Source organism: Geodermatophilus sp. SYSU D00697 (assembly GCF_054050175.1).
In genome coordinates this window covers 1-15,093 of sequence record NZ_JBJGYV010000035.1, presented here as the reverse complement: position 1 = coordinate 15,093, position 15,093 = coordinate 1, and the positions used below count along the sequence as shown (strand labels likewise).

16 protein-coding genes are annotated in these 15,093 nt (G+C 75.9%); 2 read left to right on the top strand and 14 right to left on the bottom strand.

The window, feature by feature from the left end; all coding sequences use genetic code 11:
* Positions 1–19: 19 nt before the first annotated feature.
* From ACI79C_RS21810 to ACI79C_RS21765, 10 genes are all read right to left on the bottom strand, one after another.
* Positions 20–283, bottom strand: coding sequence for a hypothetical protein (locus ACI79C_RS21810; RefSeq protein WP_456947783.1), 264 nt, complete (start codon positions 281–283; stop codon positions 20–22).
* Positions 280–543 (bottom strand): hypothetical protein, encoded by a 264-nt coding sequence (locus ACI79C_RS21805; protein WP_456947782.1) that lies wholly within the window; start codon positions 541–543, stop codon positions 280–282. The genes ACI79C_RS21810 and ACI79C_RS21805 overlap by 4 nt, the downstream gene beginning before the upstream one ends.
* Before the next feature lie 285 nt (positions 544–828).
* Positions 829–1,179, bottom strand: coding sequence for a histone-like nucleoid-structuring protein Lsr2 (locus ACI79C_RS21800; RefSeq protein WP_456947781.1), 351 nt, complete (start codon positions 1,177–1,179; stop codon positions 829–831).
* Positions 1,180–1,325: 146 nt separating this feature from the next.
* Positions 1,326–2,834, bottom strand: coding sequence for a lysine--tRNA ligase (lysS, locus tag ACI79C_RS21795; RefSeq protein WP_456947780.1), 1,509 nt, complete (start codon positions 2,832–2,834; stop codon positions 1,326–1,328).
* Between the two features lie 11 nt (positions 2,835–2,845).
* Positions 2,846–3,652, bottom strand: a complete 807-nt coding sequence (locus ACI79C_RS21790; RefSeq protein WP_456947779.1) for a type III pantothenate kinase — start codon at positions 3,650–3,652, stop codon at positions 2,846–2,848.
* Positions 3,653–3,654: 2 nt separating this feature from the next.
* On the bottom strand, positions 3,655–4,557 hold the full coding sequence (nadC, locus tag ACI79C_RS21785) for a carboxylating nicotinate-nucleotide diphosphorylase (protein WP_456947778.1): 903 nt from the start codon (positions 4,555–4,557) through the stop codon (positions 3,655–3,657).
* Positions 4,554–6,245: an L-aspartate oxidase gene (locus ACI79C_RS21780; RefSeq protein WP_456947777.1), complete on the bottom strand. Its 1,692-nt coding sequence runs from the start codon at positions 6,243–6,245 to the stop codon at positions 4,554–4,556. Before ACI79C_RS21780 ends, nadC begins: the two co-directional genes overlap by 4 nt.
* Positions 6,242–6,649: an aspartate 1-decarboxylase gene (gene panD / locus ACI79C_RS21775; RefSeq protein ID WP_456947776.1), complete on the bottom strand. Its 408-nt coding sequence runs from the start codon at positions 6,647–6,649 to the stop codon at positions 6,242–6,244. The genes ACI79C_RS21780 and panD overlap by 4 nt, the downstream gene beginning before the upstream one ends.
* Before the next feature lie 8 nt (positions 6,650–6,657).
* Positions 6,658–7,536 (bottom strand): pantoate--beta-alanine ligase, encoded by an 879-nt coding sequence (panC, locus tag ACI79C_RS21770; protein WP_456947775.1) that lies wholly within the window; start codon positions 7,534–7,536, stop codon positions 6,658–6,660.
* On the bottom strand, positions 7,533–8,477 hold the full coding sequence (locus tag ACI79C_RS21765) for a Rossmann-like and DUF2520 domain-containing protein (protein ID WP_456947774.1): 945 nt from the start codon (positions 8,475–8,477) through the stop codon (positions 7,533–7,535). Before ACI79C_RS21765 ends, panC begins: the two co-directional genes overlap by 4 nt.
* A 263-nt stretch (positions 8,478–8,740) precedes the next feature.
* Here ACI79C_RS21765 and ACI79C_RS21760 point away from each other — a divergent pair, with 263 nt between their 5' ends.
* A complete protein-coding gene (locus ACI79C_RS21760) occupies positions 8,741–9,493 on the top strand; it encodes an SDR family oxidoreductase (protein ID WP_456947773.1) in 753 nt (250 codons plus the stop codon).
* Positions 9,494–9,508: 15 nt separating this feature from the next.
* Here the strand turns inward: ACI79C_RS21760 and ACI79C_RS21755 are convergent, their stop codons facing one another.
* The 4 genes from ACI79C_RS21755 to ACI79C_RS21740 all read right to left on the bottom strand — a co-directional run bounded on the left by ACI79C_RS21755 (position 9,509) and on the right by ACI79C_RS21740 (position 13,678).
* Positions 9,509–10,966: a DUF6779 domain-containing protein gene (locus ACI79C_RS21755; protein WP_456947772.1), complete on the bottom strand. Its 1,458-nt coding sequence runs from the start codon at positions 10,964–10,966 to the stop codon at positions 9,509–9,511.
* A gap of 87 nt (positions 10,967–11,053) precedes the next feature.
* Entirely contained in the window at positions 11,054–12,076 is a 1,023-nt protein-coding gene (locus ACI79C_RS21750; protein ID WP_456947771.1) for a glycine betaine ABC transporter substrate-binding protein, read from the bottom strand.
* A gap of 145 nt (positions 12,077–12,221) precedes the next feature.
* Positions 12,222–12,953 (bottom strand): ABC transporter permease, encoded by a 732-nt coding sequence (locus tag ACI79C_RS21745; RefSeq protein ID WP_456947770.1) that lies wholly within the window; start codon positions 12,951–12,953, stop codon positions 12,222–12,224.
* On the bottom strand, positions 12,950–13,678 hold the full coding sequence (locus tag ACI79C_RS21740) for an ABC transporter permease (protein ID WP_456947769.1): 729 nt from the start codon (positions 13,676–13,678) through the stop codon (positions 12,950–12,952). The genes ACI79C_RS21745 and ACI79C_RS21740 overlap by 4 nt, the downstream gene beginning before the upstream one ends.
* Positions 13,679–13,681: 3 nt before the next feature.
* Here ACI79C_RS21740 and ACI79C_RS21735 point away from each other — a divergent pair, with 3 nt between their 5' ends.
* Positions 13,682–14,860, top strand: coding sequence for an ABC transporter ATP-binding protein (locus tag ACI79C_RS21735; RefSeq protein ID WP_456947768.1), 1,179 nt, complete (start codon positions 13,682–13,684; stop codon positions 14,858–14,860).
* Positions 14,861–15,093 lie beyond the last annotated feature (233 nt).

Here is a 15,093-nt window from a genome sequence, read left to right as displayed (position 1 = left end):
ACGGCGCGACCCGGCGCGGTCAGCAGGTGAGGGCGAGGCAGACCCAGCACAGCGGCCACTCCTCGTCCCCGTCGTCCGGCCAGGTCCACAGGGCCGGGTCGAGGAGGGTGACCGGCGCCAGGCAGAGCGCGCGGCCGGTGACCAGCCCGTCGGCGCCGACGGCGTGCAGTCGGGTGACCGGCTCCTCGTCCGAGGCCTGGCGGCGGGGGACGGCGTCCGCCCCGACCGTCCAGCCCCCGCCGTGCTCGAGGGACCCGCGCCCCTGACTCGTGCCGGCGGTCACTGCACCACCACCTGGACGCCGACCCTCGCGAGCCGGCAGGCCAGGTCGTCGAACAGCTCGCGCGCGCCGTCCTCCACGGTGGCCTCCAGCCGGACGGTGATCCGGCGGTGCCCGTGCCGCTGCAGGGCCACCACGGTCCCGCAGAGCAGGTCCGCCCCGACCTCGTCGAGGTGGCCCCGGGCGCGGACGACGCCGCGGGCCTGGTCGATGGTGGCGGTGAACGAGGGAGCCAGGGGACGGGTGTCCGTGACCGCCCGCACGGGGCCGGGTTCGGGGACACCTGCCGGGGTCGCCTCAGCCGTGTCTTGGCTCATGACACATACCGTTACCGATCCGTCCGCATCGGTGACAGGGCCCTAGTGCCCTGACCTGCGACGGAACGTGAACAGTCGGTGTCCGGACGGCGACGGCCCGGCCCTCCGAGGGGGGCCGGGTCGTCACCAGGCCCCGTCCCGAGTCTCACCCCGAGCGCGCCAGGGGTGAGGAGGGTGGGGTCCTCCCGGTACTGGGAGGACCCCCTCGCCGGGGGGCGAGGGGGTCCTCTCTCAGTGCGCGGCCTCGTAGGCCTCGACGACGCTGGCCGGGATGCGCCCGCGGTCGCTCACCTGGTGGCCGTTCTTGCGGGCCCAGTCACGGATCGCGCCGGCCTGCTCCCGGTCCATGCGGCCACCGCCGGTCGGGCGGGACCGCCCGCCACCGGAGGCGCGGCCCGAGCCGCGGCCCACCTTCCGGGCGGCCTGCACGTAGCGGGAGAGGGCGTTGCGCATCTCCTCGGCGTTCTTCTCGGACAGGTCGATCTCGTAGTTCGTCCCGTCGAGGGAGAAACTCACGGTCTCGTCGGCCGGAAGATCCTCGTCGAGGTCGTCACTGAGGATCACCTGGACCTTGCGAGCCATTCCACTTCCCCACTTCTCGATGCGGCCCCCTTCGGGGCGGTTCGCCACCCGAGGCAGGGCGGCTGCATTGACACCCCGGACCATAGACCATTCGGCTCGGAGTTCGGAATGAAATACCGGATGGGGTGAGAAACGGACGGGACCGTTCAGGGTGAAAGCGGCCGGACGAGCGGGAAGAGGATGGTCTCGCGGATTCCCAGACCGGTGAGGGTCATCATCAGCCGGTCCATGCCCATCCCCATGCCGCCGGTCGGGGGCATCCCGTACTCGAGCGCCTCGAGGAAGTCCTCGTCCAGCGCCATGGCCTCGGGGTCGCCGGCCGCCGCCAGGGCCGCCTGCGCGGTGAACCGCTCGCGCTGCACCACGGGGTCGACCAGCTCGGAGTAGGCGGTCGCGCGCTCGACACCGGCGATGTAGAGGTCCCACTTCTCGGCCAGGCCCGGCGTCGACCGGTGCGCGCGGGTCAGCGGCGAGGTGTCCAGCGGGTAGTCGACGACGAAGGTCGGCGACTGCAGCGTGTCCTGGACCAGTGCCTCGAACAGTTCCTCGACGACCTTCCCGGCGACCCACTTCGGGTCCACGCCGACACCGACCCGCTCGGCGATCGACCGCAACTGCGCGAGCGGTGTCTCGGGGCCGATCTCCTCCCCCACCGCCTCCGAGACCGCCGCGTGCAGCGGGATCTGGGGCCAATCCCCCGACAGGTCGATCTCGGTGCCGTCGTGGTGCCGGGCGACGTGGTCACCGAACAGCGCCGCGCAGCATTCCTGGGTCAGTTCCCGGGTGAGCGTGGCCATCACCTGGTAGTCGGCATAGGCCTGATAGGCCTCCAGCATCGCGAACTCCGGCGAGTGCGTGCTGTCGGCACCCTCGTTGCGGAAGTTGCGGTTGATCTCGAAGACCCGGTCGAGTCCGCCGACGATGCACCGCTTCAGGAACAGTTCCGGCGCGATGCGCAGGTACAGGTCGAGGTCGAAGGCGTTCATGTGGGTGCGGAACGGACGCGCCGCGGCGCCGCCGTGCACCGTCTGGAGCATCGGCGTCTCGACCTCGAGGTAGCCGCGCGACCCCAGCCCGGCGCGCAGCGTCGACATCACCGTGGCCCGCTGGCGCACCGTGCGCCGGGCCTCGTCGCGCACGATCAGGTCCACGTACCGGCGGCGGACCCGCAGCTCCTCGCTCATCGGCTTGTGCGCCACCGGCAGCGGGCGCAGGGCCTTGGCGGTCAGCTGCCAGGCGTCGGCGAACACCGAGAGCTCCCCGCGGCGCGACGTCCCGACCTCGCCGCGGACGAAGACGTGGTCACCGAGGTCGACGTCGGCCTTCCAGGCGTCCAGCGCCTCCGCGCCGACCCGGTCGCGGGAGAGCATGACCTGCAGCTCGGCGTCCCCCTCGCGCAGCGTCGCGAAGCACAGCTTCCCGGTGTTCCGGCTGAAGATGACCCGGCCGGTGACCCCCACCTCCTCGCCGGTCATGGTGTCCGGCGGCAGGTCGGGGTGAGCGGCGCGGACGCCGGCCAGCGTCGTGGTGCGGGCGACGGCGACCGGGTACGGGTCGACGCCGGCCTCGCGCAGCCTGTCGAGCTTCGCCCGGCGGACCCGGAGCTGTTCGGGGAGTTCGTCGACGTCGTCGGCCACGGGAGGTGCCTCGCTCACGGGCGCCGAGCCTACGGGGACGCCGGACGGCGCCCCGCGCCCTGCTGCCGTTCGAAGGCCAGCCGCAGCCCGTGGACGGTGAGGTCGGGCTCGTGCGCGCCGATGGAGCGGCAGCTGTCGGAGACGAGCGGGGCCAGCCCGCCGGTGGCCACGACGACCGGCGGCACCCCGAACGCGTCGACCAGCTCGGCGGCGATCCGGGCCACCAGCCCGTCCACCAGCCCGGCGAAGCCGAGCACCAGACCCGACTGCAGCGCCGCCACGGTGTTCTTGCCGATCGCGTGCGGCGGCACGGTGAGCTCCACCGAGCGCAGCTGCGCGGCGCGGCTGGCCAGCGCCTCGAGGCTGACCTCCACCCCGGGGGCCAGCGCCCCGCCGAGGAACTGCCCCGCCGGGCCGACGGCGTCGACGTTGGTCGAGGTGCCGAAGTCGACGACCACCACGGGCCGGGCGCCGCCGTGGGGCCCGCGGCCGTACAGCTCGTGCGCGGCCAGCGCGGTCACCACCCGGTCCGCGCCGACCTCCCGCGGGTTGTCCACGTGCAGCGGGACGCCGGTCCGGACGCCGGGGCCGATGAGGACGACCGGCACGTCGAGGGAGTCCAAGAGCTGGCGCAGCGCCGGCAGCAGCGCCGGGACCGTGGAGCAGGCGCTGACGCCGGTGACCACCGTGTCGCGCAGCAGCCCGCGCCAGAGCAGCCGCAGCTCGTCGGCGGTGGCCCGGGGCGCGGTCGTCACCCGCCAGCAGCCCACCCGGCGCACGCCGTCGAAGGTGGCCAGCACGGTCTGGCTGTTGCCGACGTCGACGGTGAGCAGCACGGTCAGGCCCGCAGGTCCAGGGCGAGGTCCAGGATCGGCGCGGAGTGCGTGAGCGCCCCCACCGAGAGGTAGTCGACGCCGGTCTCGGCCACCTCCCGGGCGAGGTCCAGGGTGAGCCCGCCGGTGGCCTCCAGCTCGGCCTTCCCCGCCACCAGGGCCACGACCTCGCGGAGCGCGGCCGGCGCCATGTTGTCGCAGAGCAGGAAGTCCGCACCGGCCGCCAGGGCCTCGACGGCCTGGGCGGGCTCGTCCACCTCGACCTGCACGGTCACCCCCGGCGCGCGCTCGCGGACGGCGGCCACGGCGGCGGCCACCGACCCGGCGGCGGCGACGTGGTTGTCCTTGACCATCGCCACGTCGTAGAGGCCCATCCGCTTGTTCGCCCCACCGCCGCAGCGGACGGCGTACTTCTCCAGCGGCCGCAGCCCCGGCGTGGTCTTGCGGGTGTCCAGGACGACGGCGCCGGTGCCCTCCACGGCGTCGACCCACCGGCGGGTGAGCGTGGCGATGCCGCTGGCCCGGCTGGCGATGTTGAGCGCGCTGCGCTCGGCGGCCAGCAGGGCTCGCACCGGCCCGCGGACGGTGAGCAGCACGTCGCCGCGCGCCACGCGATCGCCGTCGGCGGCGCCCGCGGTGAGGGTCGCGCCGGGGGCCAGCCGGGTGAAGACCCGCGCGGCGACCGGCAGGCCGGCGACCACACCGTCGGCCCGGGCCACCAGGTCGGCGGTCCCCAGCTGGCCGGCGGGGACGGTCGCGGCGCTGGTCACGTCGTGGGTCACCGCCAGGTCCGGGGCGGCCGGCAGCGGCGCGCCGCCGGTGAGGTCCTCGGCGAGGGTGCGCTCCACCAGCTCGGTGACCCACGCCCCGGTCAGCCCGGTGCCGGTGAGGTCCCGCGGGTCGCTCACCACGGCCGCACCACCGGGGTGCCGACCGGGCGGCGGGTCACCGCCAACCGGCCCCCCTCGTCGAGACGGACGTCCAGGTGCACGCGCCACTCCTCCTCCGTGTCGGGGTGGTCCTCCCGCCAGTGACACCCGCGGGTCTCCTCGCGGGTCGCGGCCGCGGCGGTGAGGGCGCTGGCGACGGTCAGCAGGTCGGTCGCCTCCCAGCTGTCCACGTGTGTCCTCACCCGGCCCACCCCGTGCGCCCCGCCCAGCCCGGCGGCCAGGGCGGCGAGCCGGTCGGTGGCCTCGGCCAGGCCCGCACCCGTGCGCAGCGCGCCGACGCGGGCCGACATCGTGTCGGTCAGTGCCCGCCGCCCGGCCGGGTCCAGCAGCCCGGACGGCGCGGCGCCGGGCGGGCGGACCGGCGCGGGCGGAGGCAGCCGCTCGGCGAGCTCGGCGCCGATCCGGGCGGCGAAGACCAGGCCCTCCAGCAGCGAGTTCGACGCCAGCCGGTTCGCGCCGTGCACGCCGGTGCAGGCCGCCTCACCGCAGGCGTAGAGGCCGGGGACCGTCGTCCGGCCCGCGAGGTCGGTGACCAGGCCGCCGGAGGCGTAGTGCGCCGCGGGGGTCACCGGGACGAGGTCGGTGACCGGGTCGACGCCCGCGGCCCGGCAGCTGGCGGTGATGGTCGGGAAGCGCGTGGCGACGTCGGGGACCTGGCGGGCATCCAGCCACACGTGCGGGACGCCGTCGCGCAGCTGGACCCCGGTGATCGCCTTGGCGACGACGTCCCGCGGCGCGAGCTCGGCCAGCGGGTGGACGCCGAGCATGAACCGCTCCCCCGCCTGGTCGCGCAGGACCGCTCCCTCGCCGCGCAGCGCCTCGCTGACCAGCGGCTGCTGGCCGCGGGCGCCGGGCCCCAGGTAGAGCGAGGTCGGGTGGAACTGGACGAACTCCAGGTCGGTCGCGACCGCGCCGGCCCGCAGGCCCAGGGCCACGCCGTCGCCGGTGGACACCGACGGGTTGGTCGTCGCGGCGTAGACCTGCCCCATCCCGCCGGTGGCCAGCACGACCGCGCGGGCGCGGACCGCGCCGACGCCGTCCGCGCTGCCCTCGCCGAGCACGTGCAGGGTGACCCCGGCCGCCCGCCCCCGGGCGTCGGTCAGCAGGTCGAGCACCATGGCGTGCTCGACCAGCGTGACACCGGGATCTGCCCGGACGGCGTCCTGGAGCGCGCGCTGCACCTCGGAGCCGGTCGCGTCGCCGCCGGCGTGCACGATCCGGTTGGCCGAGTGCCCACCCTCGCGGGTCAGCAGCAGCCGGCCCTCGGGGTCGCGGTCGAAGGCAGCGCCCCAGGCCATCAGCTGGCGCAGCCGCTCCGGGCCCTCGTGGACCAGGGCCGAGACCGCGTCGGGCTCGCACAGCCCGACCCCGGCCACCTCCGTGTCGCGGGCGTGCGCCTCGGGGGTGTCGGCGGGGTCGAGCACGGCGGCGATGCCGCCCTGCGCCCAGCGCGTCGACCCGGCGTCCACCCGGACCTTGGTGACGACGGCGACCGACAGCCCCGCCGCGCGCGCGTGCAGCGCGACGCACAGGCCCGCCACCCCCGAGCCGACGACGCACACGTCGGCTGTCAGCTCCCAGCCGGGCGCCGGCGCCGACAGGCGCAGCGGGAGCCCGGTGACGCGGTCGGCCGCGACGACGCTCACCGAGCGATCGTGTCCCCGCGGACCTGGCCGAGCACCCCGGGGGCCGGCGCGGCCGGGTCGCCGCCGAGCTCGACGATGCGGTTGGCCGCGTCGACGTGGACGACCTTCGGGATGTGGGACTTCGCCTCGGTCTCGTCCATCACGCCGTAGCTGATCATGATGACGAGGTCGCCGGGGTGGACCAGGTGCGCGGCGGCGCCGTTGATCCCGATCACGCCGCTGCCCCGCTCGCCGGGGATCACGTAGGTCTCCAGGCGGGCACCGTTGGTGACGTCGACGATCGCCACCTGCTCGCCGGGCAGCAGGTCGGCCGCGTCGAGGAGGTCCTCGTCGATGGTCACCGAGCCCACGTAGTGCAGGTCGGCCTGGGTGACCGTCGCCCGGTGGATCTTGGACTTGAGCATCGTGCGCATCATCGGGAGGCTCCCGGGGGCTGGAGGGTGGGCGAGCTGAGGTGCACGGGGGTGTTGTCGATCAGGCGGGTGCTGCCGGCGCGGGCGGCGACCAGCAGCCGGGCGGGACCGGCGGCGGGCGCCGGGCCGAGGTCGGGGTCGGTGAGCTCGAGGTAGTCGAGGACCAGCTCGGGTGCGGTGGCGAGGACCTCCCGCGCGGCGGCGAGGACGGCCTCGGCGCCCCGAGGGCCGGCCGCGGCGCCGGTCCGGAGCGCCCGCGACAACGCCGCGGCGGTGGCCCGCTGTCCCGGGGACAGGTACCGGTTGCGGGAGGACAGCGCCATGCCGTCGTCCTCGCGGACGGTCGGGACGCCGACGACCTCGGGGCCGAGGGCGAGCTCGCGGGCCATGGCGCGGATGAGCACCAGCTGCTGGTAGTCCTTCTCACCGAAGAGGGCCACGTCGGGGCGGACCAGGCCGAACAGCTTGGCCACGACGGTGAGGACGCCTCCGAAGTGGCCGGGCCGGACGGCCCCCTCGAGCACGTCGCCCAGCGGCCCCGGCTGCACGGTCACCCCCAGCGAGCCGGGCGGGTAGACCTCCTCCACCGGCGGGTGGAAGACGAGGTCGGCCCCCTCCTCGGCCAGGGCGGCGAGGTCGTCGTCCCAGGTGCGCGGATAGCGGTCGAAGTCCTCGCCGGGGCCGAACTGGGTCGGGTTGACGAAGACGGAGACGACGACGCTGCCGGCGCGCTCACGGGCGGCGCGGACCAGGGTGCGGTGACCCTCGTGCAGCGCGCCCATCGTGGGGACGAGGGCGACCGGGCCGGGCAGGTGGGACCGGAGCCGGGTCAGGTCCGCAGTGGTCTCCGCGATGGCCGGGGTCGTGGGAGCGCTCACCGCGAGCCCGCCGTGTCGGCGGCCTCGTACAGCAGGTCGAGCAGCGGCGCGCCCTCGTGCCGCTTGAGCCGGCCCGCGGCCAGGGCCCGCTCGGTCGTGCGCTGCGCCATCGCGACGTAGGCCGCGACCGACTCCGGAGCGCGCTCGGTGAGCGTCTCGAGGTGGTCGCCGACGGTGCCCACGTCGCCACGGCTGACCGGGCCGGTGAGCCCCTTGTCGCCGCGTCGCAGTCCGTTGTCCAGCGCCGCGGTGAGCAGCGGGGCGAGCACCCGCGCCGGCTCGCCGACCCCGGCCGAGCGCAGCAGGTCCGCGGCCTCGGCCACCAGCGTGACCAGGTGGTTGGCCCCCGTCACGAGGGCGGCGTGGTAGAGCCGCCGGTCGGCCTCGGCGACGAAGAAGGGCTCGCCGCCCATCTCCAGCACCAGCGTCTCGGCCACCGGCCGGTGCTCCGGGGCGCTGGTCACCGCGAACGGGGCGCCGGCCAGCCGGTCGGCGTCCTCGGCCGCGCCGGTGAAGGTCATCGCCGGGTGCAGCGCCAGCGGCAGGACGCCGGCCCGCGCGGCCGGCGCGAGCACCGCGAGGCCGTGCGCCCCGGAGGTGTGGAAGGTCAGCTGGCCGGGGCGCCATCCCCCGGTCTCCGCCAGCCCGGACACCAGACCGGCCAGGGTGTCGTCGGGAACGGCGAGGACGACGAGGTCGGCGGCGGCCACCACCTCGTGGGTCGGGAGCAGCGGCGTGCCCGGCAGCAGGCGCTCGGCGCGCTCGGCGGAGGCGGTGGAGAGGCCGGCGGCGGCGACCACGTCGTGGCCGGCGGCGGCGAGGGCGGCGCCCAGGACGGCGCCGACGCGTCCGGCGCCGACGATGCCGACGCGGAGGCGGGCGGGCGCGGTGTCGGCCGGGAGCAGGCCGGCGGCGCGCGGGATCCTGCGGGCAGCAGGCATCGGTGCACCTCTCGTTCCAGTCCCTCGCGGGTACCGGACTCGGGTTTCGCGGACTCCGCCGTTGGAGCCCGTCGGGGACTGCGGTCCTGCGGTGGTGCCGGCTACGGCCCCGCTGCGACCGGAGGTGTCCCGCGGGTGTCGTGCCGAAGGCGAGTGTGTGACCGGTTCGGGGCGCGTGCAACGCCTCGCCCCTGTGGGGTGGGTCACGCCGCTGGGCCACCTACGGTGAGCGCCGGCAGGGGGACGACGGCAGGAGGACGCGGGTGGGCAACCTGGATGGACGGACGGCGCTGGTGACCGGCGCGAGCCGGGGCATCGGGCTGGCGATCGCGAGGAGCCTGGTCGCCCGGGGCGCCCGCGTCGTCGTGACCGCCCGCAAGGCCGGGGCGCTGGCCGAGGCGGTGACCGCGCTGGGCGGCCCCGAGGTCGCCGTCGCCGTCCCCGGCAACGCGGGCGACGCCGACCACCGGGCCGAGGCGGTGCGGACCGCCGTCGACACCTTCGGCAGCCTGGACATGCTGGTCGGCAACGTCGGGATCAACCCGCTGTACGGCCCGCTGGTCGACCTGCCGCTCGACGGCTTCCGGAAGATCCTCGACACCAACGTCGTCGCCACGCTCGGCCTGGTGCAGGAGGCCTGGCGGGCGTGGATGGCCGAGCACGGCGGCTCGGTGCTGGTCGTGGCGTCCGTGGCCGGCCTGAAGGCCTCCCCCATGATCGGCGGCTACGGCGTCAGCAAGGCCGCGCTGGTCAACCTGGTCACCCAGTTGGCCGTCGAGCTCGGTCCGAGGGTCCGGGTCAACGCGGTGGCGCCCGCGGTGGTCCGGACCCGCTTCGCCGGCGCCCTCTACGAGGGCCGGGAGGCGGAGGCGGCCGCGCAGTACCCGGTCGGCCGGCTCGGTGAGCCCGAGGACGTCGGGGAGGCCGCGGCCTACCTGCTCGGGGACGGCGCCGGCTGGGTCACCGGCCAGACGCTGGTGCTCGACGGCGGCGCGCTGTCCCGCGGCCCTGCGTGAAGCGGGCCGGCCGCCTCAGTGGTGGGGGCCGAGCACCCGGGACAGGACGTCGTCGGCCTCGTCGTCGTCCCGGTGGCGGCGCCGCCGGCGGCCGCCGGGCGAGGGGGTGACCCCGTTCTGGGCGAGGATCTCGGCCAGCCGCGAGGACCCCGGCTCGGCCTCGTCCGGCGCGGGGGCGGCCGGCGCGACCGCTGAGGCCGGCGCGACCGGTGTCGCCGGCCGGGCGGGGCCGGGCACGGACGGCCGCTCCCACCCGGCGACGGGACGCTGCTCGGTCGGCTGCTCGGCCGGCGCGGCCGGACGGTGCGCCTCGTCGGTGCGGCGGCGCCCCGGCTCGGTCTCGGCCGACGCGGCGGGCTCGGCCGACGCGGCGGGCCCGGCCGACGCGGCGGGCCCGGCCGACGCGGCGGGCCCGGCCGACGCGGCGGGCCCGGCCGACGCGGCGGGCCCGGCCGGCGGCCAGGTAGCGGGCCGCTCCCAGGCGGCCCCCGGCGGCTCCCCGGGCGCGCCGTGCCGCGAGCGACGCGCCGTGGCCGCCTCCTCGGGCTCGACCAGCGACCGATCGGCCAGCCAGTCCAGCGGCGGCGGCGGCGGGGTGACCGACGGCGCGGGAGCCGGGCGGTCGGGCGCCGTCGTCTCGACCCGCACGGCGGCGAACTGCCGCGTCGCGCCGCGGGTGAGGTCCTGGAGCCCGATCGCCGGCCGGGCGGCGGTCAGCTCGGGCGCCGGCTCGCCCCGGCCGGCGGCGTCGACGGTGCGGGGAACGGGTGTCTCGGCCGTCGCCGGAGCGGTCCGGACGGACTGGGTGCGCAGCAGGACGCGCTCGACGAGCATCTCGCCGGACAGCTGCTCGGTCAGCTCCGCGCGCAACCGGCCCACGTCGGCGCGCAGCTCGGCGAGGTGCCCCAGCTCCGGCCGCAGGTCGGCGAGCTGGGTCAGACCGGTCCGCAGCTCGGCGAGCTGGGCGATGTCGCGGCGCAGGTCGGCCACCCCGGCCACGTCGCGGCGCAGCTCCCCCAACCCGGCCAGCTCACCGCGGAGGGCCTCGAGCTCGGCGCGCACCGCCTGCTCGGTCTCGCGCCGCAGGTCGTTCTCGACGCGGAGCTCGTGCTCCCGCCGGGCCGCCGCCACCCGCTCCAGCTCGAGTTCGTAGGCCAGCCGCAGCTCGGCCTCGCGCTCGGCGGCCTGCCGCTCGACGGCCGCCAGCTCACCGCGGTCGCCGTCCGCCCCGCCGCCGCGGCGGGACCTGACCAGCGCCGCGAGCACGAACGCCCAGGCCGCGCCGACCACCGCCAGCCGCAGCACCTGCGGGTCGTCGGTGACGAACACGACCACCGTGGCGACGACGGCGAGGACGAAGCCCGCGGCCAGGCCGGCGGTCCGCAGGGCCGGGGACGGTGCGCCGGGACCGCGCCGGACGGGATGGGTGCTGCCCGGGTGCCCGGCGGTCACGTCGTCCCGGTCCGCCCGCATGGGCTCCAGGGTAACGGCGCGCAGGCCCCCGGCCACGGGATGAAGTCGTCCGCCGGCGCGAGCCGGGATCCCGGATCGGCCCCTCGCTCAGCCCTGGGCGAGCGCGCCGTCGGAGCTGAAGACCAGGCCGATGGAGACCTGGCCCTGCTGGATCGCTGCCTTGGTCAGCGGGCCGCCGCTGTCGAGCTCGCGGAACTCGGCGAACTGCAACCCGTAGGTCTCCTCCAGGCCCGGCTGGCAGTACGGCCGCTCCGGGCACTCGGTCGGGCCGCCGAGCACCAGGGACCCGTCGCCGCAGGCGTCGGCCAGCTCCGAGAGGGTCGTGACGCCCACCTGGTCGGCGAAGGCCTGGGTGACGGCGAAGGCGTTCTGGTCGGCCGCCTCCGACGGCTCGCCCAGGACCAGCCCGGCCTGTTCCACCAGCGGCTGGGCACCGGCCAGCGTCGCCTGCGGGTCACCGCTGGCCACCGGGGCGTCCTGCGTGGCGTCGGGCCCGTTGGCCTGCCGGTTGAGGGTCTCGGTGAGGGTGGCCAGGTACTCGGGGAAGACCTGGATCTCCGAGCCCGACATGAGCGCCGGCAGGTACAGCTCGCGGTTGCCGACCTCCCGGACCGAGGCGTCGAAGCCCGCAGCGCTCAGCACGTCGGCGTAGATGTTGCCCAGGATCGTCGACTCGGTGAAGTTCGCCCCGCCGACGACGACGGCGCCGCTGCCACGCTCCAGCGACGCGGGGTCGATGTTGTCCTCCACCCACGTCGAGGCGACGTCCTCGGCGCTCTGCCGGTCGACGTCCACGGCGGCGTTGAGCTCGATGAGCTCCTCGGTGGTCAGCGCCGCCGAGACCGCGTTCAGCGCGGGGAGCAGTGCCGGGTTCGCCTGGGCGGTGGCGACGTTGACCGCCGGGACGACGTTGTCGGCGTTCTGCAGCTGCTGGTCGTCCTCGAGCACGACCAGCTGCTCACCGGCCACGGGCGCGCAGGCGTCCCCGGCCGCGGCACCGGTCTCGCCGCCTCCGCCGGTGCCCGATGAGCCGGACTCGCCGCAGGCCGTCGCGGTGAGCAGCACCGCGGCCAGCGCGAGGGGAGGGAGGACCCGGGTACGGCTGCGCATCTCGTCCGCCTTCTGTGTCCCGTGCGACCCGCAGGCCGCGACGCGTGTCTGGCGGGAGGGGCCCCGCGCCGGTCATGCAACTCCCCGGCCGGACCGCAGGCCACGTCCCGGCCGGACCTGTTGCCCGGTTGTTACCGAGCGCCGCTCACAGGGGGACGCCGGACGCGGTCACCTCGGGGGTCCCGGACCGGCCCGGCCCCGACGCGAGGACGGGCAGCCGGCGGGGCCCCGGGGTGAGCGCCCAGGACAGCAGCACGAGCAGCAGCTCGGTGAGCAGGGCCAGCGCGGCGACCAGGAAGGCGCCCGCGAGGATGACGCCGAGGTCCTGCTGGCCGAAACCGAGGTTGATGATCCGGCCCAGCGTCCCGCCGCCCACGAGCGCCGCCAGCGTCGCGGTGGCGACGACCTGCACGGCCGCCGTCCGCACCCCGGTCATGACCAGCGGCAGCGCGAGCGGGGACTCGACCCGCACCAGCATCTGTCCGCGGCTCATCCCCATCGCGCGGGCGGCCTCGCGCACGTCGCGGTCGACCTCGCGGAAGCCGACGAAGGTGTTGGTGAGCATCGGCGGGACGGCGAACACCGCCAGGGCGAGGACGGTGGCGGTGTCGGTGAACCCGATCGGGGTGACCGCGAAGACGGTGAGCAGGGCCAGGGTCGGCACGGCCCGGCTGACGTTGGAGAGGACGACGATGGCGCCGGCGCCGCGGCCGCTGCGGCCGAGCAGGACGCCGGTGGGGATGGCGAGGACGGCGGCGAGCAGCACCGCCGCGGCGGAGATCGTCAGGTGCTGGGCGAGCAGGTCGAGGATGCCGCCCCGCCGTGTCCAGTTGAACGGGTCGTTGAGGTAGACGACGGCGTCCCCGAGGGCGTTCACGTCCGCACCGCCCGCGTCCAGGGGGTGAGCAGCCGCTCGAGGCCCGCGAGCAGGACGTCGGCGACCAGCGCCAGGAGCACGCAGCCGACGGCGCCGGTGACGATCTCGGCCCGGTAGAAGTTGCTGTTGAACCCGCCGACGATCAGCTGCCCCAGTCCTCCGTTGCCGGTGATGACCCCGACGGTGACCAGGGCGACGGTCGACACGGTGGCGATCCGCAGGCCGGCCATGAAGGTCGGCAGGGCCAGCGGCAGGTCCACCTGCAGGAACAGCCGCGCCGGGCCGTAGCCCATCCCCCGCGCGGCCTCGCGGACGTCGCCGGGGACGCCCTGGAGGCCGACCAGGAAGTTCCGCACCAGGATGACCAGGGTGTAGAGGGTGAGCCCGACGAGCACGGTGGTCGCCGACAGCGGCCCGGTGATCGGCGCGAGGAACGAGAACATCGCCAGCGACGGGATCGTGTAGACCACCGACGACAGACCCAGCACCGGTCCCGACAGCAGCCGGGTGCGCCGGGCCAGGAGCGCCAGCGGCAGGGCGATCAGCGCACCGAGCACCACCGCACCGACGGTGAGCCGGACGTGCTGGCCGAGGTACCCCACAATGGTGTCCCAGTTGTCGGTCACGTACGACGGGCTGAACCACGGGTTCGGCGCCTCGTCCGCCGCGAGCACCACCGGGTCGCTCGCCGCACCCAGCAGCGGGTGCGCACCCAGGAAGGCCACGTCGTGGACGCTACTGCCGCCACCTCCGCGCCGACCACGGCGGCGCCGGCGGGGTCCGGCGCCGCCCAGGAGATCCGGCTGGAGGGGGTCAGCAAGGTCTTCCCGGACGGCACCGTCGGCGTCGCCGAGCTGGACCTGACCTTCGCCGCGGGGGAGCTGTCGGTCCTGGTGGGGCCGTCGGGCTGCGGCAAGACGACGACGATGAAGATGATCAACCGGATCATCGAGCCGACCACCGGCCGCATCCTGCTCGGCGGCGAGGACGTCACCCGCGTGGACGCCGACCGGCTGCGCCGCCGCATCGGCTACGTCATCCAGAGTGTCGGGCTCTTCCCGCACCAGACGGTCCGCACCAACGTGGCGACCGTGCCCCGCCTGCTCGGCTGGGACCGCGGCCGGATCCGTGCGCGGGTGGACGAGCTGCTCACCACGGTCGGGCTCGACCCCGCCGTCCACGGCGACCGCTACCCCGCCCAGCTGTCGGGCGGCCAGCGGCAGCGGGCCGGCGTGGCCCGGGCGTTGGCCGCCGACCCCGCCGTCCTGCTCATGGACGAGCCGTTCTCCGCCGTCGACCCCGTGGTCCGGGAACGGCTGCAGACGGAGTTCCTGCGCCTCCAGGAGACGGTGCGCAAGACGATCGTGTTCGTCACGCACGACATCGAGGAGGCCGTGCGGCTCGGCGACCGCATCGCGGTGATGAGCACCGGCGGGCACGTGGAGCAGTTCGCTCCCCCGGCCGAGGTGCTCGGGCGACCGGCCAACGACGTGGTGGCCGACTTCGTCGGCGCGGACCGGGCCCTCACCCGGCTGGCGGTCACCCCCATCGACCCGGCCGGCCTGGAGCAGCCCCCGACGGTGGGCCTCGGCGACGGCCTGGCCGACGCGGGCGCGGTGCTGGACCGAGCAGGTGCCGGCTGGGCGGTGGTGCTCGACGGGTCCGGCCGGCCGGTGGGCTCGCTGCCGACCACGCGGGCGGCCGGCGCCGGGACGGTCGCCTCCGCCCTCGTCGGCAGTGACACCTCCGTGCCGGTGGACGCCTCGCTCCGGACGGCGCTGGCCACGATGCTGCAGTCCGACGCCGGCTGGGTGGCCGTGGTGGACGGCGGCCGCTACCTCGGCGTGCTGACCCCCGGTTCGCTGCACGCGGCGCTGCGTCGTTCGGTCGCCGGTGCCGCCGGCTGAGGCGAGTCGCCGGGGCCACGATCAGGGTCCCTGATCGGGAGGAGTCCTCCCTGGCCGCAGACCGTGCGGGGGGACGCTCCACGATCAGGGTCCCTGATCCCGGCGGGCCTAGACGAGTAAGTCCTATCGACCCGGAGGGTCGAAGGGCGCTGTAGACGCGGACGGAGGGTGTTCAGGCTCGGGTTGTGACGACCGACCTCAACACCCTCCTGACCGCACTCTACGTCCGCATC

Bases quoted from the DNA above. Each gene is read 5' to 3' on its own strand.
- panD (WP_456947776.1), bottom strand. From the start codon at position 6,649: ATGCTCAAGTCCAAGATCCACCGGGCGACGGTCACCCAGGCCGACCTG.
- ACI79C_RS21750 (WP_456947771.1), bottom strand. From the start codon at position 12,076: ATGCGCAGCCGTACCCGGGTCCTCCCTCCCCTCGCGCTGGCCGCGGTG.
- ACI79C_RS21765 (WP_456947774.1), bottom strand. From the start codon at position 8,477: ATGCCTGCTGCCCGCAGGATCCCGCGCGCCGCCGGCCTGCTCCCGGCC.
- ACI79C_RS21800 (WP_456947781.1), bottom strand. From the start codon at position 1,179: ATGGCTCGCAAGGTCCAGGTGATCCTCAGTGACGACCTCGACGAGGAT.
- ACI79C_RS21755 (WP_456947772.1), bottom strand. From the start codon at position 10,966: ATGCGGGCGGACCGGGACGACGTGACCGCCGGGCACCCGGGCAGCACC.